This is a genomic window from Rhizobium sp. BG4 (assembly GCF_016864575.1).
Classification (GTDB): domain Bacteria; phylum Pseudomonadota; class Alphaproteobacteria; order Rhizobiales; family Rhizobiaceae; genus Rhizobium.
The window spans coordinates 176510-199082 of record NZ_CP044126.1 but is presented as its reverse complement, the minus strand read 5'-3'; the positions used below and the strand labels follow the sequence as shown (position 1 = coordinate 199082).

Here is a 22573-nt window from a genome sequence, read left to right as displayed (position 1 = left end):
CCCAACCCAGAAAAGGAGTTTCTTCCATGACCAACCGCACGCTCTCCACCGTCGCTCTCGCCTTAGCAATCAGCGCCGCCGCCTTCACCGCCCAGGGGGCCGAGATCAAGAATATCGTCATCGTCCACGGCGCTCTCGCTGACGGATCGGGCTGGCAGAAGGCCACCGAGATCCTCGAAAGGCGCGGCTTCAACGTCACCATCGTCCAGGAGCCGATCACCTCGCTCGCCGACGACGTCGCCGCCACCAACCGCGTCCTCGACCTGCAGAGCGGTCCATCCCTCCTCGTCGGCCACAGCTATGGCGGCATGGTCATCACCGAAGCCGGAAACCGGCCCGATGTCGCGGGCCTCGTCTATGTCGCCGCTTTCCAGCCGGACAAGGGCGAAAGCCTGATCGGCCTCGCAAGCTCGAAACCGGCGGGCGGCATGAACATCAGGGAGACCAAGGACGGCAAGTATCTCTACCTCGATCCCGCGGCCTTCGCCGCCGACTTTGCCGCAGACCTGCCCAAGGACGAGGCAGCCTTCATGGCAAAGTCGCAGGTCTTCGCCGCCAAGGAAGCCTTTACCGCCAAGGTCGGCGATCCTGCCTGGCGCGCGAAGAAGAGCTGGACCGTCGTTGCGACAGAGGATCGCTCCATCAATCCCGACCTGGAGCGGGACATGGCCAAGCGCGCCGGCAGCAAGGTGACGGAGATCAAGGCAAGCCACGCCGTCTTCGCATCGCGAGCGCAGAAAGTCGCGGAAGTGATTGAAGAGGCTGCGAAAGAGGCCGGCAAATAAAAGATGGGACGGCGGGTAAACAGCCCGCCGCTTCTCATTTCAGGGCAGGATTGCCGAGCACTTCGACGGCCTCGCCGGCGGCCCGTATGCCGCTTTCCCATGCACCATGCGCCGTCGAAAAATCCGTGCGGTGCGTTGCCTCGCCGGCAAAGAACAGCCGGTCGCCGACCGGCCGCGCCAGCACCTGCCTCTGGCTCGCCTGCCCGGGCAGGGCGTGGCTATAGGAGCCGCCGATCCAATCCGTCCGGCACCAGGACGATGCCGCAAGCGGCAGCAGATGTTTGCGGATGCCGCTTCCGAGCAGCGAAGAAAGCTGCTCCAGCGCGAAGGCGAAGGCATCGAGGAGACCGGCGCGCTCGATCACCACCGCACCCGCTCCGCCGAAGAAGCCTTCGAGCACCGGCCGCCCCAGCGGACGGATATAGTAACTGCCGGTCTCCGGGTTCTGGGGATCGCCAAGCAGATGGGTTTCCGCCTCAAAACCGTGATTGCCCTTGAGTTCGAAAAACAGCTTGTCGGCGAGACCAAGCGGCAGCTGGCTTGCGGCATGGAGGTGGTCGTCAGCTCCGGCGTCAAAGCCGATCGCCCCGCCCGCCAGCACATTGGTCGAAACCGTGACGATTGCAGCGCGGGCCCTGATCGCACCTCGATCCGTTTCCAGCCTGACACCCTGCCCATCCAGCAGAATGCGGCGGACGGGCGTCGAGAGCCGGAGCTCGGCCTTCGGCATGGCCGCCGCAATCAGGCCTCCATAGCCTTCATGCACCCGCCAGTTGGCATCAGAGGCGGCGTTGTCATAGGCGAGGAAATCGGTGATCGACAGCCGGTCGAGCGCCGCGCCGTTCATATAGCCGCTGAGCGAGTTGCAGTAGGCATTCCATCGCCCGCCCGGCTCCAGGGCGTCGGAAGCCCGGTCACTCGCAGGAGGATCCGACTTCAAGCGCTCGTCCAGCGCATTCCAGGCGGCGTCTGCCGCCGCCTGGTCGGCGGGCGGAAAACCGAGATCGCGCCATTGCGTCTTCCAGGCCGTCGGCCCCTGCTCGATGGTGAAATTGGCTTGCTTGCCGATCGTCACCAGCGGATTGCGCTCGGCGGAGTGCAGCCAGCCACAGCCCATGTCGAGCGGAATGCCGGCAAGCTCGATCGTCCAGGCACGCCCCCCTGCGCGGTCGCTCGCCTCCAGCAGCACGACGGAATGGCCGGCGGCCACGAGCGTTCGCGCCGCAGCGATCCCCGCAGCCCCTGCACCGACAATCGCCACATCGTAATCCATCGCCGCTCCGCTTCTGCGAGATGCCATCGCCTTGATATGGTGCAAACTTTACATAGGAAGGCGACCGGCTTCAACGCAGCCAAAACGCTGCTACTATGCGCCATGACCTTCTTCGAAACGCTCGTCGCCCTGCTTGCGGTTGCCATCCTGCTCTTGCAGGTCACGCGGCGCATGCGCCTGCCCTATCCGGGCATCCTGGCCGCTGCCGGCGTCGGCGTCGCGATGCTGCCGGGTGCCCCGACGATCCCCATCGATCCGCCGACGGCGCTGGCATTGTTCATCGCCCCCGTGCTGATCGATTCCGCCTATGATTTCCCGCTCGGCGCGGCCAGGCGCATGCTGCTGCCGCTGTTTCTCTATGCCGTCGTCGCGATCCTGGTCACGACAGGCGTCGTCGTCACCATCAATGCCTTCACGATCGGCCTGCCGCTTGCAGTCGCCGTGACGCTCGGCGCCATCGTGGCACCGCCGGATGCGGCTGCCGCGACCGCCGTGCTCTCCAACCTGCCGGTGGCGCGGCGCGTCGATGCGCTGCTCAAGGGCGAGAGCCTGTTCAACGATGCGACAGCGCTCTTGCTGTTCGGCGCGGCGCTGACGGTTCAGGCGCGCGGCGGGCTCGATACGGAAACTGCCTTGCGGATCGGCTTTGCGGCGCCGGGCGGCATCCTCTTCGGCATTGCCTTCGGCTTTCTCGTCTCGCGCCTCAGGCCGGTCACCGAAAACACAGTCGGCGGCACGCTTCTGCAATTCGTCTATGCCTTCGCGACATGGCTGATTGCCGAGCACCTGCATCTCTCCGCCGTGCTTGCCACAGTCGCCAGCGCCATGACGATCGCGACACTGGCGACGGTCGAGGATTCGCCGCGGATGCGCGTCCATTCCTTCGCCGTCTGGACGACGGTCGTCTTTCTTCTGAACGTCGTCGCCTTCCTGCTGATGGGCCTGCAGGCGCGGCGCATCGTTGCGGCGATGTCGGCGGCGGATCTGGAGCGTGCGGTCAGCTTCGCCGCGATCGTCGTCGTCGCGATTATCGCGACACGGCTGGCGATGGCCTTCCTGTTCCATGCGCTCGTCGTCCACCGCCACCGGCGCGGCCATGTGCTGGCGCCCTTCAACCGCGGCGAGACGCTGCTGGTCGGCTGGGCCGGCATGCGCGGTCTGGTCACGCTCGCGACCGCCTTTGCCCTGCCCGCCGATTTTCCGGATCGCGATCTCGTCGTCCTCACCGCCTTCTCGGTAGTGCTGGCGACGCTCGTCATCCAAGGTGCAACGCTGGCGCCGATGATCCACTTCCTGAAGCTCGGCCGTCAGGGCGAGGTCCAGGAAGAGCTGGAGGCCGCCCGCAAATCGCTGGCCGAGGCAGCACTTTCCCGGCTGGAACCGGAAACCGGCGCCGAAGCCGACGCTTTGCGCATCGTATACAAGGATCATCGCGCCCGAGCATCCAGAATGCCTGACCGCCCGCCCTCCGACCGGCGCCGAAACCTGGCGATGGCGGTCGTGATCGCCCAGCGCCAACGTCTCGAAGAATTGCGCGATGCCGACCAGATCGGCCCGACGCAATATCTCGAGCTGCAGGAGGATCTCGACTGGAAACAGCTCTCCGTCGGCACCGACGAAGAGCGGCGGATCACGGAGAGCTGACGCTCAGCCGGGTGACTGCACCTTGTAGCGCAGTGCGACTACGCCGTGCTCGCGTGCCTCGGCCGATTGCAGCGACAGCTGCGCCTTCCCTTTCAGCCCGCCCTCGAAGGCGATGATCGCCTGTCCGCCGGTGGCGTCGATAGCAGGCGCCACCAGCAGATAGATCTCGTCGACCAGACCCTCCGCAAGGAAGCTGCCATTGATGCCGGCCCCTCCCTCGAGCAGCAGGCGCTCGATGCCGAGCTCGCTATGCAGCGTCTGAAGCGCCGCCCTGAGATCGATCGTCGGACTATCGGAGACCATGTAGGAAACGCCGTCGCCCGCCAGTTCGGCCAGATGGCTGTCGCTGACGCCACTGCCGAGCAGCACGACGACATGGTCGCCGCCGATGTCAGGCGCCTTGAAATGCAGCTTCGCGCCGGGATCGACACCGATCGCATAGACCGGCGCATCCTTCCGGGCGAAATGGAACGGACGCTTAACGTCGCCGGCAACAGCCGGCGGATGAGGCGTACCCTTCGCCATTTCCGCCATGGTGACGCGACCGACGAGCCAGGCATCGCCCTGCAGCGCCTCATGCGCCTCTTCATAGATCGACGACCACTCCTTGCGCCCGGCATCGGGGTTGTCGGTCCAGGTGCTCGGGTGCAGGCCACCGTCTATGGAAGACATCATCAGGCAGGTCACATGCGGCTTCATCAGGTTTCCTCGGTTCGAAAAGCGTTCGGGGAAACGCCCGATAGCGGCGAAAGTTCAGAGCTTTGGCGATCCCGGATATGATCCTAGCCGCTGGCGAGCTTGAACAGCAAGGTGGTGCGCAGCTTCGCCGGATCGGGCTCATCGACGGGGTTGTTGTGATAGTGTTCCAGCCGGGCTGCGAAGCGATCTCCCTCAGACGTTTCCTCCATGTCCCAGCGAATGCCGCGCTCTTTTGCCCAGCCGATCAGCATCGCCGTGACGTCGTAGAGATCGTCATAGGGGCCGGTATAGGTCGTCTCGATATAGCGCCCACCCGGCAACTCGCCTTCCATCAAGGCGCCGGACAGCGGGATGGCCGCATCCGTCGTCATCCCTATCTCGATCTCGAGGTCAGGCATGTCGATCAGGTTATATTTGATGAACTCCATTCCATCGGCGGCGACGCCGGCATTCGCGAATGCGGCGAACAATTCTCCGGAGGCCGGGCCGACGGCGTCTCCGAAAGGCATCGTAACCTTGCGGCGCACCGCGACATAGCGCTGCGGGCCGCGTTCAGTCTGGCGTGGCAATGTGAGCATTGTGTCCTCCTCTATTCCAGACAAGGACGACTGGCGCCGGCGTCACCCGACACGGGTGCCAGATTTTCTGCGCCGCTCACTCCTGCCCGTTCGCGAGCTTGCGGATCCGGTCCGCGGTGGCGGGATCGACGGGGTGGTAGATGACCAGCCCGAGATCCGGCCGGCCATCGACGGAAAAGGCCGAATATTCGAGCTCGATCGGGCCGAGCTTCGGATGCTGCAGCCGCTTGACCCCGTCACCATGGATGCGGACGTCATTCTCCTTCCAGTGATGGGCGAAATCGGGGCTGGAGGCCGAGAGCTCTTCCACGAGACGGCTGACTTCTGAGCCCGCCCCGGCGCGCGCCACGTCTGCCCGAAATGCCGCAACGACGAAGCCGGCGAGTGTCTGCCAATCGTGCTGCTTGGCGCGGATCGCCGGATTGGAGAAGATCAGCCGGAGGATATTACGCTGCTCCGGCGGGATTGTGCTGTAATCGGTCAGGACCACGGCGGCAGCACGGTTCCAGGCGACCACATCCCACATCGCCGTCTTGATGAAGGCGGGGCTGGAATCGAGCGAGTCCAGCAGCCGCTGCAGCCGCGGCGTCACACCTTCGACGGGCGTGTAGCGCACTTCAGGCGGACGGCCGAGGCCGAGCATGAAGAGATGCTCGCGCTCCGGCTCGGTCAGCATCAGCCCGGCCGCAATCCGGTTCAGCACGTCGGCAGACGGCGCGCCGCCCCGCCCCTGCTCCAGCCAGGTGTACCATGTGGGGCTGATATTGGCGCGCTGCGCCACCTCCTCGCGGCGCAATCCCGGTGTGCGTCGGCGGCCGGAAAAACCGAAAGAGGCCGGGTCGAGCCGGGTGCGGCGATCCTTCAGAAAGGCCGCAAGCGAGCCTGCATTGTTGATCGGCATGGCGATCCTGTTAGCGATTATACTAGGATAAAGTCACTACTTTAACAGGATGGATAGTAGCCGATAATGGGCGCAGATCAAACATGAGGAGACATGCTGTGCGCATTTTCTTGACAGGAGCAACCGGCTTCATCGGTTCGGCCATCGTGCCGGAACTCATCAGTGCCGGCCACGAGGTCGTCGGCCTGACGCGGTCCGATGACGGAGCACGGGCGCTCGAAGCCGCGGGGGCAACCGCCTATTTCGGCACGCTGGAAGAACCCGACAGCCTGCGCCGCGGCGCGCTCGAATCCGACGGCGTCATCCATACGGCCTTCGACCACGACTTTTCGCACTTCGTCGCAAATTGCGAGAAGGACGGTCGTGTGATCGCGGCGCTCGGCGATGCCCTCGAAGGCTCCGACCGCCCGTTGCTGATCACATCGGGAACCGGCATGGGCAATGCCGAATTTGGCGAACTGGCAAGCGAAGACGTCTTTAACACCAGCCATCCCAACCCGCGCATCGCCTCCGAGCTTGCCGGTCAAAAGCTGCTCGAAAAGGGCGTCAACATCTCGGTCGTCCGGCTGCCGCAGGTGCATGACACGCGAAAGCAGGGCCTGATCACGCCACTGATCGAGATCGCCCGCGACAAAGGCTTTGCCGCCTATCTCGGCGAAGGCCGCAACCGCTGGCCGGCCGGCCATGTCTCGGACGTCGCGCGCCTCTATCGCCTCGCCGCCGAACGGGCCGAGCGCGGCGCACGCTATAATGCCGTCGCCGAGGAAGGCATCGATGCCCGCACCATCGCCGAAGCGCTCGGCCGCGGTCTCGGCATCCCGGTCAAATCGCTGACGGCAGAAGAGGCACCCGGCTATTTCGGATGGATGGCGATGTTCGCCGGCATGGACTTCCCGGCCTCCAGCGCCAGGACACGGGAAAAGCTTGACTGGCACCCATCCGGCCCCGGCCTGATCGCCGATCTCGATGCCATGAACTACAATTGAAGCTGATGCAGCCGGGCGGCAAAGCCCGGCTGCAGACTCCTATTGCGCGGAAACGCGCCAGACGGTGTTGCCGAAATCACTGGCAACCAGCAGCGCCCGGCGAATGGCGCGCAGCGACGCCTTGTAACGCTGAATTGGGATGCCTGAAGTTGAATATGTCATGGTCCTCACCCGAGCGGGGCCTTGCCCGCCCGGATCAAACCTTGCGCAATTCAATTTGTTCAGGCGTTCACGCGATTGAGACTAGAGCGCAGACGCCCGGGCCGGATGCCCGCGCCGCCAGTCTTCTGCCGCCTGCAGCGCGGTTGCGATCCGCTCGTCGCTGAACGGTTTGCCGACAACGGCGAAGGCGCCATCAAAACCTTGCGATACAGCCTGCGGCGCGCCCGTCACGAAGATGACGCTGATGCCGAAGCGGTCGATCAGACGGCGCGCCAGCTGCGTTCCGCTCGTTCCATCGGACAAGCCCACATCCACAAGCGCCACATCCGCTCGCGGCGCAAAGGCCAGCGCCTGTTCGATGGTCGCCGCCGGACCAAGGGCGCGGTGGCCGCTTTCGGTGGTTATTCGTTCTAATTCGAGGGCGATGAAGCCCTCGTCTTCGACAATCAAGACGTTCATGTTCCTATCTCCTCGCGTCAGGAGGAGATTGCTCGCGCCGTCCGATTTTCAAGCGAGGCGATCGGGATTTTCGCGCAACATGAAATCTGATCGCATTTGCGCGATCAGGCCGTGCAATCCGGGCGCTGGCGTACCATATTAAAGGGTATGTCGATCCAGGTCACAAAACGCGAGAAGGAAATCCTCGAGCTGATGAGCGCCGGCAAGACCGCGCAGGAGATCGCCATGATTCTCGGCTGCTCCGTGCACACGGTGCGCACCCATATCGACGCCCTGAAGGACATTTTTGCTGTTTACAAGGACACCGCGCTCGTTGCGGCCGCCCTGCGCAAGGGCGTCATCGATTGACTTTCAGGCTGCCGCACTGAAAAGCATGCGGCTTCGTGCGTGGCCATCAGTTCGCCACGATGCGCTACTTTAGCTTCGCCTGTCTGCCCCAAAACGAGAATCATTGAATGACAAATCTTACGAAAATCGGCCTCGGCCTGCTTCTGGCAGTGGCTGGCGTCGTCTCGACGTCGAGCATCGCTTCCGCGCAATATTACGATCCCTATGACCGTCCGCCGCCGCCGCGTTTTGCGCCGCAGCCGGATTGGCGCCGCCCGCCGCCGCCCCCGCCAGGTTACGGCCGTCCGCCGCGCGGCTGCGATCCGCGCTGGGCTGAAGACAAGGCCCGTGATTTCGGCTTCCGCCGTGCACGCGTCGTCGACATCACGCCGCGCCGCGTCATCGTCCAGGGCTGGACGCGCCGCGGGCAGGACGAAATCAGCTTCGCCAATGTGCGCGGCTGCCCGGTTATCGGACGCTAATTCTGAAATCGCTGACGTCCCGCTAGGACGTCAGCCCCTCTTTAGGCCGAGGTGACGTCTTCGACGGCAAGATGTGCCAGTTCCAGAGCCGCCTCACGGGTCTTCGCCGCGGCGATGAACCGGCCCTTGTGGCAGAAGGTGGCGCCGGTAACGCCGGACGCCTTTTCCAGCTCCACATTCGAAAGTCCCGCCCATGCCGCCGGCAGATCGGCGCGCAGCTCGAAACCCTCGTCGGCACGGCGGATCCCGGTAACGCACCAGTCGTTTTCGCGGGGATGGACGACGAAGAGCAGATGCTCCGCGCCCGCCTTGATGATCGCCGGACGGAAGGGCATACCCATCGGCAGTTCCAGAACGCGGTTGTCGCCCGTCGTCTTGATCGCTTCCAGCACCAGCGCCTCGGCGCGAAGCTTGGCATCCTGAACGCGGATGCCGCCTTCAACGAAGATCGCGGCAACGGCGAGCGCCGCATGAAAAGCCCGCTCGTCGGCATCTTCGCCGCGCGCATCGAAAGACGGCTTCAGCGTGTCGAAAAGTGCGGGCAGCGTCAGACCGGCGAGTTCGCCGGCGATCGACGGGTCGATGGCGCCGTTATCGACGAGATCGATCGGCAGCACGAATTTCCGGTCGAAAGCCGCATGAACCGCGGCCGCCCGTTCGGCAGGAACGCCGAGTGCTGCAAGATAATCCATGCCGTACTGCCGCCAGATCAGGCCGAACGAGCTGAACGGCCGACCGTCTTCGCGCACCGGCGCGCCGCGCTGATGATGGTCGAAGATGCGAAGCTCGGGATCGAAGGCGCCGCCGACGTCATAGACGATGCGATCGGCTGCCGGTGCAATCCATTCCGGGCTGCGCGACCGCACGATCCTGGCTGCAGGAAACAGCTTCGTCAGCACGACGCTCGACATCAGCTCGTCGGCATGGAAGCCGCCGGAATGGGTGACCAGAAATTCAATGTTCACGTGAAGACCTTCGACAGGGAGATGTTGCCTGAGCCAATAGCCGCAGAGCGCCTGAAGCTCAATCGCTATCCGCCCACTCTCTGGCGGATCGGTACCGATTCCGGCATAGTCCCGATATCAGCGGTTGGCGGAGGCGCGTTTGGTCGAGAAAATATCGAAGATTTCCGCATCCGCGGCGCCGATCGCAACACGCATCGAACACAGCATTTCGGTGGCAGAACCCGAAATCGCATGGGCAGCGCGCCGCCAGGCGGAAATCGACGAGGGGCTTGAGGACCGCAGGAAGTCAGGCGAGCACCCGCATCCAGAAAGTAATGCCGAAGACGCCGGCAGCCGCCATCTCGATCTGCATCACTCCGAAAGCCCGGAGCAGACCGACGACGCCGAGAAGCTGTCGGGCGAGAGCGAGCGCATCGGCACCGGCAATCTTGATGAAGAAGACGTGCCGTTCGGCGAGCATTCCGGCTACATCTGAAGGACTGGCCTGAGGCGCAGCGATGCGCGCCTCAGGCCCTGATATCACTTCGCCTCGGCGACGGCCTCGCCGGGCTCCTCTTCCACCGGCCGCGCCTTGAACACGCGACGGACGGTGACGAAGAGCAGCGGGATGAAGAAGACGCCGATGACGGTGGCCGAAATCATGCCGCCCATGACGCCGATACCGATCGAGTTCTGGCTGCCCGACCCCGCGCCGCTTGCGACCGCCAGCGGCAAGACGCCGAGGATGAAGGCGAGCGAGGTCATCAGGATCGGCCGCAGGCGCTGGCGCGCCGCCTCGACCGTCGCCGTGACCAAATCCTTGCCGGACTTCTGCTGATCGATCGCGAACTCGACGATCAGGATCGCATTCTTCGCCGCAAGGCCGATCGTCGTCAGCAGGCCCACCTTGAAGTAGACGTCGTTGTTCTGGCCGAAGAGCAGCGCCGCGGCGAGCGCGCCGAAGACGCCGATCGGAACGGAGAGCATGACCGCAAACGGGATCGCCCAGCTTTCATAGAGGGCTGCAAGCGCCAGGAAGACCACGAGGATCGAGATCGCGTAGAGCTGCGCTGCCTGGTTGCCGGAGAGACGTTCCTGCGCCGAAAGGCCGGTCCACTCATGGGTGAAGCCACCCGGCAGCTGGCCGACGATCGCGTCGATCTCGTTCATCGCATCACCTGATGATACGCCCGGTGCCGCAGCACCCTGGATTTCAACGGCGGACGAGCCGTTATAGCGCTCCAGGCGCGGCGAGCCGAACTTCCAGTGGCCGTCGGCGAAGGCCGAGAACGGCACCATCTCGCCATCGGAATTCTTCACATACCACCGGTCGAAATCCTCCGGCTGCATGCGGAACGCCTTGTCGGCCTGGACATAGACCTTCTTGACGCGGCCGCGGTCGATGAAGTCGTTGACGTAATTGCCGCCCCAGGCGGTCGACAGCGTCGTGTCGATATCCGAGAGGTTGAGGTTGAGCGCACTCGCCTTTTCCTGGTCGATATCGACGGAATATTGCGGCGAATCCTCCTGGCCGTTCGGGCGCGTGCCGACGAGCTTGTTGCTCTTGCCTGCGGCAGCGAGAAGCTGGTTGCGCACCTGGATGAGCTGCTGGTGGCCGGCGCCGTTCATGTCCTTCAGATAGAAATCGAAGCCGGCATTGTTGCCGAAGCCAGGGATGGCCGGCGGCGACAGAGCGAAGACATTGGCGTCCTTGATCTTCGAGAATGCTCCCATCGCCCGCTGCGCAATGGCCTGAGCCTTCGCCTGCGGCGTCGTTCGCTGGTCGAAATCCTTGAGCTTGACGAAGGCGAGACCGACATTCTGCCCCTGCCCGCCGAAGCCAAAGCCGACGACGGCCATGACGCCGGTGACGTAGTCCTTCTCGTCGTTGAGATAGTGGTCCGTCACCTGCTTCAGCACCTTCTGTGTGCGGTCGGCCGTGGCGCCGACAGGCAGCTGGACGCTGGTGATCAGGATGCCCTGGTCTTCATCCGGCAAGAACGAACTCGGCAGGCGGGTGAAGAGATAGCCGGTCGCGACAGCAATCAGCAGGAACATGGCGATGAAGATGCCGGACCGGCGAATGATGCCACTGACGCTGCGCTGGTAGCCGCGGGTGCCTCGGTCGAAATTGCGGTTGAAGAAGCCGAAGACGCCGCGGCTCTTGGCACCGTGCTTCGGCTTCTTGAGGATCGTGGCGCAAAGCGCTGGCGTCAGGATCAGGGCGACGACGACCGACAGCAGCATCGCCGACACGATCGTCACCGAGAACTGCCGGTAGATGACGCCGACCGAGCCCGAGAAGAAGGCCATCGGGATGAACACCGCCGACAGCACGGTCGCGATACCGATCAGCGCACCGGTGATTTCCTCCATCGACTTGATGGTCGCCTCGCGCGGCGAAAGCCCCTCTTCCTCCATCACGCGCTCGACATTCTCGACGACGACGATCGCGTCATCGACCAGAAGACCGATCGCCAGCACCATGCCGAACATCGTCAGCGTATTGATCGAGTAGCCAAAGAAGGCGAGCACGCCGAAGGTGCCGAGCAGCACGACCGGAACCGCGAGCGTCGGAATAAGCGTCGCGCGAAAACTCTGCAGGAAGACGAACATGACGATGAAGACGAGGACGATCGCTTCAACGAGCGTCTTCACCACGTCTTCGATCGACAGCTTGACGAAGGGCGTCGTGTCATAGGGATAGACGACCTCGACATTCGGCGGCAGCGTGCCGCGCAGCGTCTCGACCGTCGACTGAACCGCCTCTGCCGTATCGATGGCATTGGCGCCGGAGGCGAGGTTGATCGCGAGGCCGGCGGCCGGATTGCCGTTATAGGTCGAGAAGCTCGAATAGCTCTCGGCGCCCAGCTCGACAGTCGCGACGTCGTTCAGCCGCACCAGCGAACCGCTGCTGGCGCTCTTCAGGATGATGTTCTGAAACTGCTCGGGCGTCTGCAGGCGGCTCTTTGCCGTCACCGTCGCATTGAGCTGCTGGCCCTTGCGCTGCGGCAGCGCGCCGAGCTGGCCGGCGGCGACCTGGGTATTCTGCGCCTCGATCGCGTTCGTCACATCGCTGACCATCAGCGAGTATTTCGCGAGCTTGTCCGGATCGACCCAGATGCGCATCGCGTAACCGGAGCCGAAGAGCTGCGTGTCGCCGACGCCGGGAACGCGCTTCAGCGTGTCGTTCAGCGAGCTGTTGACGTAGTCGGCCAGGTCGGTCGATGTCAGCTTGCCGTCCATCGAGACGAAGCCGATGACCATCAGGAAGTTCGAGGTCGACTTCGTTACCGTCAGGCCGGTGTTCTGAACGCTCTGCGGCAGCTGCGCCTCGACGAGCTGCAGCTTGTTCTGCACCTGCATCTGCGCAACGTCGGGGTTGGCGGCGCTGGTGAAGGTCAGAGAGATCGAGGCCTGACCGGTCGATTGCGAAGTCGAGGTCATGTAGTCGAGATTGTCGATCCCGGTCATGCCCTGCTCGATGACCTTGGTGACGGAGTTTTCGACCGTCTCGGCGTCGGCACCCGGATAGGTGCCGGAGATGCGCACGGTGGTCGGCGCGATCTGCGGATATTGCGAGATCGACAGTGTCGTGATCGACAGGATGCCGGCAAGCATGATGACGATGGCGATGACCCAGGCAAAGACCGGCCTGGCAATAAAGAACCGGGACACGGGCTTACCTCACTTCGTTACGGGCGTGTTCGCCGCTTCCTTGACCGGGGCAGCCTCGGCCGCATCGGCCTGCTTGATCTCGCCGGTCGCGTCGTCGAGCGTCACGTCGTCGACCTTGACATCCTGGCCGTCCCTGACGCGCTGGATGCCCTCGACGATGACGCGGTCGCCATCATTGATGCCGCCGGCCACCAGCCAGCTGTTGCCGATGCTGCGCTGAACGCTGAGCGTCCGCCGCTGCACCTTGCCGTCCGTGGAAACGAACATTGCCGTCGGATCGCCCTTGGTGTCGCGGGTGACTGCACGCTGCGGCACGAGGAAGCTGTTGGGCGCCACGCCCTCTTCGATCGTCGCGCGCACATACATGCCGGGCAGCAGCAGCCGGTCGGGATTGGGGAAGGTCGCGCGCGCCGTCACGGTTCCCAGCGTCTGCGAGACGGAGGATTCGAGGAATTCGAACTTGCCGGGCTTGTCGTATTTCGAGCCGTCCTCGAGCTTGACGTTGACAGAGACATTGTCGCCCGTCGTCTTGATCCGTCCATCCGCGATCGACTTGCGCAGGGCGAGAAGATTGGTGCTCGATTGCGTGACGTCGACATTGATCGGGTCGAGCTGGTTGATGGTCGCGAGCGCCGTCGTCTGCTCGGCGGTGACGAGCGCGCCGACCGTGACAGCCGATGCGTCGATGCGGCCACCGATCGGCGCGCGGATCTTCGTATAGCCGAGGTTGATGCGCGCGGTCTCGAGGGCAGCGCGCGCCGAGGCGACATCGGCGAGAGCCTGCGCCAGCGTCGAGCGGGCGTCGTCGAGATCCTGCTTGCTGACCGCGGCCTGAGAGGTCAGGCCCTGGTAGCGATCGACCTTCGCTTGGGCGCTCGGAACCGCACCTTCAGCCTTCTGAAGCGTGGCAACCGAGCTGTCAAAGGCAGCCTGGTAGGGGCTCGGCTCGATTTCGTAGAGAACGTCACCGGCATTGACCTCGCTGCCCTCCTTGAAATTACGGGCGCGGATGATGCCGCCGACCTGGGGGCGGACCTCGGCGATCAGCGATGCAGCGGTGCGGCCCGGCACTTCGGCGGTGATCGTCACCGATTGCGGACGCAGCGTCACGGCGCTCACCTGCGGCTTGGCATCGGCCGCGGCTTTCTGCTGCTGCGGCGCCTGCTCGTTGCAGGATGCGAGCGCAAGCGTGAGCGCGGTGGCATAACCAAGGTTCGCAAGCCATCTGGTCTTGGCGATAGGCATTCAAGGCTCCTGTGTCGCCTGGCGATCGCTTGGGAGGCAATGCAGGCAGTTCGTGATTTGCAATGGCGGCCGCCGCTATAACGGCGGACCGCGAAATCGGTTTCGTCCGCACCCCGCCGCAGCTCGTCAAAGCGCAGGCGGCACGGCAAGCTCTCAGCTCTGCTCGATCTTGCGGGCTGCCTCATCGAGAGCCTCGGCGACAGCGCTGATCGTCTCTTTAGTGACGGCGCCTTGCCGCAATTTCATCCGCAAGGCCATTTTGATGTTTTGCATGCCGCGCACCACCTCATCGGGCGCATCGCGCGGCGGACCACGCTCACCGGCGATGACAGCGCGCGCCAGGATATCGTCGATCTGCTTTCTATTCGCATCGACGAAGAGCCGCCCTTCCGCCGTCGGCCGGTAGAGCTTGCGGCCGCCGTCTTCGAGCGTGATGGAGGCGTAGCCCATATCGTCGAGCCAGGAGAGCGTTGGATAGATGACGCCGGGGCTCGGCGAATAGCTGCCGCCGAGACGCTCCTCGATCGCCTTGATCAGTTCATAGCCGTGCGCCGGACGCTCGACGATCATCGCCAGGATGAGAAGACGCAGATCCCCATAATCGAACAGCCGCCGCCCGCGCCCGCCACGCGGATGGCGCCCGGGGTGATCGTCCCGCTCGTCTTCAGGGCGGGCATCATCGGAAAAATGCAGGTCTCGGCCGGTCATGCGGCGGAACCTATCGTCCCGATATATCGGCAATCAAGATATATCGCGATATATGACGAAAATTTAATCTCGCGTGACGGTTCCGTGATATGCGGGTGTCAGACCGGTGTCCCGACGCCAAGCAGCGCTTCCTTCTCGTTCACCGACAGACTGGTCAGCCGGTAGAGAATGAAGCCTGCTTTTTCCGAGCGGATGGTGGCCAGCGTTCCGCCGAAGACGTCCCTGATCTCGCCAAGCACCTCACCTGCGATCACGCGGTCGCCGAGATCCTTTGCCGGATACCAGAGACCTTTGGCGGATGCGGTTGGTACCCACATGGTCACGACGTCAAGCTTGGTTACCTGCGCCGTGCCCGGGAGCATGCCGATATGCTGCATCACCCGGCGGATACCGTCGGTCATCTGCGTCACCGTCGCCTCGCCCCAGAGACCGTTGCCGCTGACCTCCGGCAGGATGCTGGGAATGCCGAGCTTGTGAGAGGCATCGACCGTATAGCCCGAACCGCCGGCTGCGACCGCGATCTTGATGCCGAATGCGGCAGCAAGCGCCTGCGATTTCTCGCAACCGGCCGGGAAGATCGTGAAGGGTTCGAGGCCCTCGTCGAGATCGCCGCCATGGCAATCGATATAGGCATCGGCCTTCGGAAAGACTTCGGTGACCAGCCAGTGGGCAAGCTGCTCGCTGGTCGTGCCGTCAGGCTTGCCGGGGAACATCCGGTTCAGGTTCTTGCCGTCCTGCGGCATGATGTAGATGTTGCGCCGGTGAAAGGCCTCGACATTGAGGATCGGCAGGATGAGCAGCGTGCCCCTGATCTCCTCCGGCTTGGTCTTCATCAGCCGGACCGCCGCTTCGATCGAGCAATATTCCGAACCGTGGACACCGGCGGTCACCAGCAGGCACGGCCCCGCCTCGGCTCCTTCGATGATTGCATAGGGGATTTCGAGTTCCGCCGTCGGCTTGATATGGCCCAACTCGGATCGGGGCTTTCCGGTCCTCAAGGCTGGCAGGGCGGTCATCGCTTATCCTCCATCACTAGATCGTCTCAGGCGGCGGCGAGCCGTCGCAGCAGCATGGTCCAGGCGCGCATGCCCAGCTTGAAATTCGAAAGCCGGAAGAATTCGTTCGGTGCGTGGTAATCCTCATCCGCCGTCGAGAATGAGAAGAAGATCGCCGCACAGCCGAGATGCTGGCGGAAGGCGCTGCCGATCGGGATCGTGGCGCCCATGGCAACGCGCAGCGGCTTCTGGCCCAGCAACTCGCCCAGCACCTCTTCCGAGATTTTCAGCGCCGGCAGATCAGGATCGACGAAATCGGCCTCGCTGCCCGGCCCATGGCGATGGATTTCGAGCTGGAAACCCTTCGGCAGGCGCTGCTGCAGGTGGCGGGTGATCGCAGCGATAACCGTATCCGGCTTCTGCCCCGCGACGAGACGGCAAGTGATCTTGGCGCCAGCGGCATTCGGGATGACCGTCTTGGTACCCTTACCCTGATAGCCGCCCGAGATGCCGTTGAACTCCAGCGTCGGCTCCAGCCACTGGCGGATCAGCAGTTCGCGGCCAGTATCGATCGGATCGCCGCCAGCAACGCCGATCTCGCGGTAATAAGCGGCACTGTCGAAATTCGAGGCGTCGACCGCCGTCAGGATGCGCGGATCGGGAGGCGTCGCACCATCGAGAAAGCCCTCGACGCTGACCCGGCCATCCGGGCCATGCATCGAAGCGAGCAGCGCCGAAAGCGCAGCAATCGGGTTCGGTGCGCTGCCGCCGTGGCGGCCGGAATGCAAATCCTTGGCCGCGCCCGTCACGGTGATATCGAGGGCAGCCAGACCGCGGCTTGCGACGGTGATGGACGGCTTGTCCGGCCGCCACATGGCGCCATCGGCCGAAAGCACCAGATCGCAGCGGAGCTTCTCGCGATACTTTTCCAGCGTCGGCGCAAAATGCGGGCTGCCGGATTCCTCCTCGCCCTCGATCAGCACCTTCAGATTGACCGGCAACCTGCCTTCGACGCGCATGAAGGCTTCGGCGACGAGGATCGGGATCAGCAACGGCCCCTTGTCGTCCGAGACGCCGCGGGCATAGAGCCTGCCATTGCGCTCGTCCGGCTCGAAGGGCGGGGTCTGCCATTTCTCCAGCGGGTCCGGCGGCTGGACATCGTAGTGGCCGTAGACAAGGAAGGTCGGCAGTTTGGGATCAGCGATGATCTCGCCGTAGACGGCCGGATGGCCGCCGGTTTGCAACATCTCGACGGAAGCGAAGCCTGCCTTCTGCAGCCGCGACACAACGAAGGCGGCCGCCTGATGGATCCCATCGATGAAGGCCGGATCGGTGCTGACGCTCGGGATCCGGCAGAAGGCCTTCAGGTCTTCGAGGGCTGCCGGATAATTCTCTTCCAGATAGGTCTCGACGCTCATTTGCCGCCATCCACGCTGATGACCTGGCCGGAAACCCAGCCGGCATAATCGGAGGCAAAGAACATCACCATGGCGGCAATATCTTCCGGCACGCCGAGGCGCTTCAGCGCAATGTTCTGCAACAGCCGCGCCTGCCCTTCCTCGCCCATCGCGTCCCACTGCCGCTCGGTGGTTGGATTGGAGCGGACGAAACCGGGGGCGACATTGTTGACCGTGATGCCCCAGGGGCCAAGCTCGTGGGCCAGCTGCCGCGTCAGGCCGATCTGCCCGGCCTTGGCGCTGGCATAGGCCTGGATGCCGGTCAGCGAAATACCAAGGCCGGCGCCGCTCGAAATATTGATGATGCGGCCGGACTTGCGCTTCTTCATGACAGGCGCGACCGCCTGCGACATGAAGAAGGCGCCCGACAGATTGACGTCGAATATCCCCTGCCAGTCGCTCTCGGATATGTCCTCGATCGGCCGGCCGACCTGGCCGCGCACGCCACCGGCATTGTTGACGAGGATGTCAACATCGCCAAACTCAGGCACCAGCGCCTGCACATCGGTCCGATTGCCGACGTCGAGCACATGGGCGCTCGTCCTGTCGCCGCAGAGCTTCACCGTCTCCGCCAGCCCCGCCGCATTGACGTCGCAGACATGGACCCGTGCGCCGCGGCTCGCAAACCCCTCGGCAATCGAGCGGCCGAAGCCATGCGCTGCCCCGGTCACGACCACCGTCTTTCCCTCGAAGGAAATGTTCATGCCAGCCTCGCAAGCTCTTCGATATTCTCCATCGAAAGCGGCCGCTTGCCGTCCTCGATCTCGTGGATCATCTCGATGACCCGGGCAGCAAGCGGTGTCGGCACGCGCGATTCCTTGCCGATCTCGACCACCGGCAGCACCTGCGCATCGACCTCGGTCTTGCGCTTGCGCACCGCGAGATCGCGCCAGATGCCGGAATGCGATTTCACCGATTTGCGGTTGTGCACCGACATGTCGTCGAAGGATTTGCTGGTCTGCTCCGGCGTCGCCAACGGCCCGAAGGCTGCCGGATCGAAACCGTCGAAGGCTTCCGGCCGGATATTGTTGATGGCGGCGACGGTCGCCACTTCGAGCGCCAGCTTGCGTAGCACCGGTCTCGCGACCGGATCGTCGAGCACATCGGCGATGCTGTCATTGGTGAGCGCCGTGCCGAAGAGCAGCGCGCCGTAGATCAGCTTGCCCCAGAGGAAACCCCAGATGTTGTTGGTGATCAGCGCCTTGGGCTCGAACTGCTTCATCAGGTCGTAGATATCTTCGGCGCGGTCCGTAAACCGCCCGTCGAGCTCGCCGATCACCACGGCGCCGTGGCCGCTGTATTGGACGACACCCGGCTCCAGATAATCGGCGCCGAAATTGACGAAGCAGCCGATGACCCGGTTTTCGCCGGTGATCCGCGCGATCACCCGCTCGTTGAGACCGTTCTGCGCCGAGACGACATAGCCGTCGGAGGCGAGATGCTCGACCAGCATCTGTGCCGCCGCCTCGGTGTGATGCGCCTTCACGCAGAGGAATGTCCGGCTGTAGGTGCCCTTGAGATCTTCGGGCAGGCAGGCCTTCGCCTGGACCACATCCTCGAAGATCGGGCCGACGATCTTCAGCCCCTTCGTATTGATGGCATCGACGTGGTCCTTGACGTTGTCGACGAAGATCACCTCATGGCCGGCCCGGATGAAGGCGGCGCCGAGCGTGCCTCCGATGGCGCCCGCGCCCCAGATCAGGATCGGATCGCTCACGCCCAGCCTCCTTCGAGAAGCGCGCGCGTCTCTTCGACCGCCACATCCCAGATTGCCTGCATTTCCTCATCAGGCCGCTCGTAGTAGCCGCCGAAATTGCCGTCGCCGAGATAGGCCTTCACGGCATCGGGTGACATCACCCGCATGCGGGCAAGATCGATCATCGGCTTCTGCTGCGTCGGCTGCTTGACACCTTCAAGACGCGTCCAGGGGAAGTTCTCCATCCAGGAGGCATGCGAGGCGACCGTATCGATTTCCTGTACCTTGGCGAAGGTCTTCGGCGAGTTCCACCAGTTGTGGAACTTGACGGCCGTGTCGGGATTGTCTGCCATCCACTCGATCGCCATGCTGCCCGCCGGCTGATTGCCGCCGTGACCGTTGACGATGAGGATGCGGCGAAAACCCTGCAGCCTCAGCCCATCGAGAATGTCACGCACCAGCCGGATATAGGTCTCCTGCCGGATGCTGATCGTGCCGGGATAGGCGAGAAAATACGGCGTGATGCCGTATGCGACGACCGGGAAGACAGGAATGCCGAGCGGCGCCGCCGCATCGGCCGCCACCTTCTCGGACAGGATGGAATCGACCGAAAGCGACAGGCCGGCGTGCTGCTCGGTACTGCCGAGCGGCAGGATCGCCCGGTCATCGGTCTTCAGATAGGCTTCGATCTGCTGCCAGTTGGTCTCCGATACTCTCATCGCATCTGCCTTTCCTAGACCTTCGCGTCGGCTTCGTTCCGTTTCGGGCTTTCCTCGCCCTGCGCCTGCACGCCCGCAGCACGGATGATCGGCACGATCACCCGTTCGATATCGGCGGTATCAGGAGCATGGCGGTATTCGATCGCCTGCACGCCCTCGGGCAGCAGGCCGGTGACGCTCTCGGCGCCGGATGCGTAGATAACGACCGAGACCTTCGAGAGCAGCTCTTCGAGGTCCTTGGCCTCCAGCGTCGTGGCGCTGATCTCGCTGACATGCGGGGCGAAGCGCTGTACGCCGCTCTTCATGATCGGCAGGAAATCCGGGAAGCGGGAGACGACGGCGATCGAGGCAAGCGAATCCAGCGAGGCCAGCGCCCGGCGCGTCTCCTCCGATGGCGTGAAGCTGATCGTCACCACCTTGGTATTAGCAACCAGCGTCGCCACTTCGCGATGCCGGTTGGCGAAGGTCACGGCAAGGTCGGCGGAATTGGCACGCGCCTTGGCGGCCGGATCGCGCTCGATCGAGGCGACCGTCAGCGGCTCGACCGTCACCTCGCGGCCGAGACGGGCAGCGATGAAACGCGCGTAACTTGCCGTCGCATCCTGGAAAATGCCGATCATGACGATCCGCAGCCGCGGACCGATGCTGTCTCGGTAGAAGGCCCGCGCATTGACGAGCGAGACGAGGTCGGCGGTACGGATGCCGAGCCGCTGGCTCTCGTCGATCAACTGGTCGATATGGAGATGCAGATCGGTGGTATCGGCGCGCGCCGCAAGCCGCGCCTGGTGGCTGTCGCTGACGAAGGTGCCGGAGCCGGGACGCGTATCGATCAGTCCCGCAGCCTTGAGATCGGCATAGACCTGGCTCACCGTCATCGGCGCCACTCCAACCTTTTCCGCCAGATCCCGGACTGATGGCAGCGCTTCGCCGGGCGCCAGTTCACCGCAGGCGATACCGTATTCGATAAGGCCCTGAAGCTGCGTGCGCAGCGGAACTGGCAAATCCCGGTCGATGAAGAAGTCCATGAAACCCGTTCGGCTAGCTGTTCTATTTATATATAACGGTTAGCTCGAAATCCGCTTGCAGGCAAGCGAAGCGTCTTAGGGTTGCTGGATAAAAACTGGTTGACAGTCATTTTTTGGCGTGAAATCGTTATAGCCAATAATAACAGTCAGACCAAATATAAAAGGGGAATGCCATGAGAATGATCGCTCGGGCGGCCATTGCCGCTGCAGTTCTATTGAGCACCGGTGTGTCTGCATTTGCCCTGGAGCGGGGCGGCACGCTGGTCTACGGCCGTTATGCCGACAGCCTGTTTCTCGATCCGGTGCTGAACGACGCCAATGTCGATATCTGGATCCTGTCCAACCTCTACGACACACTGCTTCTGCCGACTGATGACGGCAAGGGCGTACAGCCGGGTCTCGCCAGCGCCTACAAGCTTGCCGACGACGGCATGAGCGTGACGCTGACACTGCGCGACGGCATCAAGTTCTCCGATGGCTCCCCGATCACCCCCGGCGACGTCGCCTGGTCGCTGAAGCGCGCCTCCAAGAAGGACAACGGCATCTGGGGCTTCATGATCGAGTCCATTGAGGACGTGACGACCGAAGGCGACAAGACCGTCATCATCAAGCTCAAGCATCCCGATCCAGCCATTCTGGCAGCGCTCACCGTCTTCAACACCGGCATCCTGCCCGAGAAGACATTCGAGGCATCGCCGGGTGCCACGGAGGAGGAAAAGGCCAAGGCCTTCGCCGAGCATCCCGTCGGCTCCGGCCCGTTCATGCTGAAATCCTGGGATCGCGGCTCCAGCATGAAGCTGGTGCGCAACGAATATTACTGGGGCAAGGGTGAGGACGGCAAACCGCTGCCTTATCTCGACGGGATCGACTTCGAGCTCATCCCGGATGATGCCACCCGCATTCTCAAGCTGACCTCTGGCGAAATCGACGGCGCCGAATTCATTCCCTATTCGCGCGTCGAAGAGCTGAAGTCGGCCGGCAATCTCGACATGGAGCTCTTCCCATCGACCCGCGTCGAATACATAACCCTGAACGTGCGCCCGCAGCTTGGTGGCAAGGACAATCCGCTGTCCAACGTCAAGGTGCGCCAGGCGATGAACTATGCCGTCAACAAGGACGCGATCATCCAGATTGTCACCCACGGCGTCGGCACGCCGCAGACCTCCTACATGTCGACGGCAACGCCGCTGCATGTCGGCGACAAGCCGCTCTATCCCTATGACATCGAGAAGGCGAAGAGCCTGATGAAGGAAGCGGGCTTCGAAAACGGCTTCTCGACCAGCATTCTCGTGCTTGCCGGCAACCAGGACGAAGTCGGCATCTCCACGGCGCTGCAGCAGATGTGGGCGCAGATCGGCATCAAGCTCGAGCTGCAGCAGGTCGACAACCCGACCCGCACCCAGCAATATCGCGACGGCACGTTCGTGATGCGCAACGCGGCCTGGACCGACGATATCGCCGACCCGAACGAGATCACCTCCTACTTCGTCTATTCCAAGACGATCGACGCGCTGCATAGCGGCTGGAAGAACGACGAAGCCGACCAGCTCTTCGAGGCGTCGCAGAAGGAGATGGATCCGAAGAAGCGCGCCGACCAATATGCGAAGATGCAGGAGATCTACAACGATCAGGGCCCGATCGTTTCGCTCTACGAGACGCCCTATCCGGTCGCTCTTAGCAAGAAGGTTCATGGCTTCCTGCAGATCCCGCTTGGCAACAACATCTTCGCCAAGACCTGGAAGGACAAGTAACGCCTGACCCCAGCCTGCTGCGCGGGCCTCATAGCGAGGCCCGCGGCCTTTTTCGACCA

Annotated in this window: 23 protein-coding genes; 7 read left to right on the top strand and 16 right to left on the bottom strand. The window is 63.4% G+C overall.

The genetic code is table 11. From position 1 onward, the window contains the following. Window positions 1–26: 26 nt before the first annotated feature. Window positions 27–785 (top strand): alpha/beta hydrolase, encoded by a 759-nt coding sequence (locus F2982_RS21085; RefSeq protein ID WP_203430764.1) that lies wholly within the window; start codon window positions 27–29, stop codon window positions 783–785. Between the two features lie 34 nt (window positions 786–819). On the opposite strand, the gene F2982_RS21080 is transcribed toward F2982_RS21085, so the two are convergent. Next, window positions 820–2058: an NAD(P)/FAD-dependent oxidoreductase gene (locus F2982_RS21080; RefSeq protein ID WP_203430763.1), complete on the bottom strand. Its 1239-nt coding sequence runs from the start codon at window positions 2056–2058 to the stop codon at window positions 820–822. A gap of 102 nt (window positions 2059–2160) precedes the next feature. Between F2982_RS21080 and F2982_RS21075 the strand changes: the two genes are divergently transcribed. Next, on the top strand, window positions 2161–3702 hold the full coding sequence (locus F2982_RS21075; protein WP_203430762.1) for a cation:proton antiporter: 1542 nt from the start codon (window positions 2161–2163) through the stop codon (window positions 3700–3702). Window positions 3703–3705: 3 nt separating this feature from the next. Here the strand turns inward: F2982_RS21075 and F2982_RS21070 are convergent, their stop codons facing one another. The 3 genes from F2982_RS21070 to F2982_RS21060 all read right to left on the bottom strand — a co-directional run bounded on the left by F2982_RS21070 (window position 3706) and on the right by F2982_RS21060 (window position 5880). Next, window positions 3706–4401, bottom strand: coding sequence for a dihydrofolate reductase family protein (locus tag F2982_RS21070; protein ID WP_203430761.1), 696 nt, complete (start codon window positions 4399–4401; stop codon window positions 3706–3708). Between the two features lie 83 nt (window positions 4402–4484). Then, the gene (locus F2982_RS21065) at window positions 4485–4979 is read right to left on the bottom strand and encodes a GyrI-like domain-containing protein (protein ID WP_203430760.1); all 495 of its coding nucleotides are present in this window, start codon (window positions 4977–4979) and stop codon (window positions 4485–4487) included. Window positions 4980–5055: 76 nt separating this feature from the next. Beyond that, window positions 5056–5880: a helix-turn-helix transcriptional regulator gene (locus F2982_RS21060; protein ID WP_162708569.1), complete on the bottom strand. Its 825-nt coding sequence runs from the start codon at window positions 5878–5880 to the stop codon at window positions 5056–5058. Between the two features lie 98 nt (window positions 5881–5978). Here F2982_RS21060 and F2982_RS21055 point away from each other — a divergent pair, with 98 nt between their 5' ends. Then, the gene (locus F2982_RS21055) at window positions 5979–6866 is read left to right on the top strand and encodes an SDR family oxidoreductase (RefSeq protein ID WP_203430759.1); all 888 of its coding nucleotides are present in this window, start codon (window positions 5979–5981) and stop codon (window positions 6864–6866) included. A gap of 39 nt (window positions 6867–6905) precedes the next feature. Here the strand turns inward: F2982_RS21055 and F2982_RS32080 are convergent, their stop codons facing one another. Both F2982_RS32080 and F2982_RS21050 read right to left on the bottom strand, forming a co-directional pair. Further along, window positions 6906–7028: a hypothetical protein gene (locus tag F2982_RS32080; RefSeq protein ID WP_281438222.1), complete on the bottom strand. Its 123-nt coding sequence runs from the start codon at window positions 7026–7028 to the stop codon at window positions 6906–6908. 81 nt (window positions 7029–7109) lie between these two features. After that, on the bottom strand, window positions 7110–7487 hold the full coding sequence (locus tag F2982_RS21050; RefSeq protein WP_112711070.1) for a response regulator: 378 nt from the start codon (window positions 7485–7487) through the stop codon (window positions 7110–7112). Window positions 7488–7634: 147 nt separating this feature from the next. Here F2982_RS21050 and F2982_RS21045 point away from each other — a divergent pair, with 147 nt between their 5' ends. Then, the gene (locus F2982_RS21045; RefSeq protein WP_112711071.1) at window positions 7635–7835 is read left to right on the top strand and encodes a helix-turn-helix domain-containing protein; all 201 of its coding nucleotides are present in this window, start codon (window positions 7635–7637) and stop codon (window positions 7833–7835) included. 107 nt (window positions 7836–7942) lie between these two features. Continuing rightward, window positions 7943–8296, top strand: a complete 354-nt coding sequence (locus F2982_RS21040) for a hypothetical protein (RefSeq protein ID WP_112711072.1) — start codon at window positions 7943–7945, stop codon at window positions 8294–8296. A gap of 41 nt (window positions 8297–8337) precedes the next feature. On the opposite strand, the gene F2982_RS21035 is transcribed toward F2982_RS21040, so the two are convergent. Next, complete coding sequence (locus tag F2982_RS21035; protein ID WP_203430758.1) at window positions 8338–9261, bottom strand: MYG1 family protein; 924 nt, start codon at window positions 9259–9261, stop codon at window positions 8338–8340. Between the two features lie 139 nt (window positions 9262–9400). Between F2982_RS21035 and F2982_RS21030 the strand changes: the two genes are divergently transcribed. Beyond that, complete coding sequence (locus tag F2982_RS21030) at window positions 9401–9736, top strand: hypothetical protein (RefSeq protein WP_203430757.1); 336 nt, start codon at window positions 9401–9403, stop codon at window positions 9734–9736. A gap of 44 nt (window positions 9737–9780) precedes the next feature. On the opposite strand, the gene F2982_RS21025 is transcribed toward F2982_RS21030, so the two are convergent. From F2982_RS21025 to F2982_RS20985, 9 genes are all read right to left on the bottom strand, one after another. Further along, window positions 9781–12918, bottom strand: a complete 3138-nt coding sequence (locus F2982_RS21025) for an efflux RND transporter permease subunit (protein ID WP_112711075.1) — start codon at window positions 12916–12918, stop codon at window positions 9781–9783. Window positions 12919–12927: 9 nt separating this feature from the next. Further along, window positions 12928–14163, bottom strand: coding sequence for an efflux RND transporter periplasmic adaptor subunit (locus tag F2982_RS21020; RefSeq protein WP_203430756.1), 1236 nt, complete (start codon window positions 14161–14163; stop codon window positions 12928–12930). Window positions 14164–14316: 153 nt separating this feature from the next. Further along, entirely contained in the window at window positions 14317–14871 is a 555-nt protein-coding gene (locus tag F2982_RS21015) for a PadR family transcriptional regulator (RefSeq protein ID WP_246777630.1), read from the bottom strand. Window positions 14872–14969: 98 nt separating this feature from the next. After that, on the bottom strand, window positions 14970–15887 hold the full coding sequence (locus tag F2982_RS21010; protein ID WP_203430755.1) for a M14 family metallopeptidase: 918 nt from the start codon (window positions 15885–15887) through the stop codon (window positions 14970–14972). 26 nt (window positions 15888–15913) lie between these two features. Further along, window positions 15914–17284, bottom strand: coding sequence for a dipeptidase (locus tag F2982_RS21005; protein ID WP_203430754.1), 1371 nt, complete (start codon window positions 17282–17284; stop codon window positions 15914–15916). Next, on the bottom strand, window positions 17281–18027 hold the full coding sequence (locus F2982_RS21000) for an SDR family NAD(P)-dependent oxidoreductase (RefSeq protein ID WP_203430753.1): 747 nt from the start codon (window positions 18025–18027) through the stop codon (window positions 17281–17283). Before F2982_RS21000 ends, F2982_RS21005 begins: the two co-directional genes overlap by 4 nt. Then, on the bottom strand, window positions 18024–19040 hold the full coding sequence (locus F2982_RS20995; RefSeq protein WP_112711080.1) for a 2-dehydropantoate 2-reductase: 1017 nt from the start codon (window positions 19038–19040) through the stop codon (window positions 18024–18026). Before F2982_RS20995 ends, F2982_RS21000 begins: the two co-directional genes overlap by 4 nt. Beyond that, window positions 19037–19738 carry a creatininase family protein gene (locus F2982_RS20990; RefSeq protein ID WP_203430752.1) on the bottom strand — a complete coding sequence of 234 codons (702 nt, stop codon included), beginning with the start codon at window positions 19736–19738 and terminating at the stop codon, window positions 19037–19039. Before F2982_RS20990 ends, F2982_RS20995 begins: the two co-directional genes overlap by 4 nt. A gap of 14 nt (window positions 19739–19752) precedes the next feature. Then, complete coding sequence (locus tag F2982_RS20985) at window positions 19753–20763, bottom strand: GntR family transcriptional regulator (protein ID WP_203430751.1); 1011 nt, start codon at window positions 20761–20763, stop codon at window positions 19753–19755. A gap of 173 nt (window positions 20764–20936) precedes the next feature. Between F2982_RS20985 and F2982_RS20980 the strand changes: the two genes are divergently transcribed. Continuing rightward, complete coding sequence (locus F2982_RS20980; RefSeq protein WP_203430750.1) at window positions 20937–22514, top strand: ABC transporter substrate-binding protein; 1578 nt, start codon at window positions 20937–20939, stop codon at window positions 22512–22514. Window positions 22515–22573 lie beyond the last annotated feature (59 nt).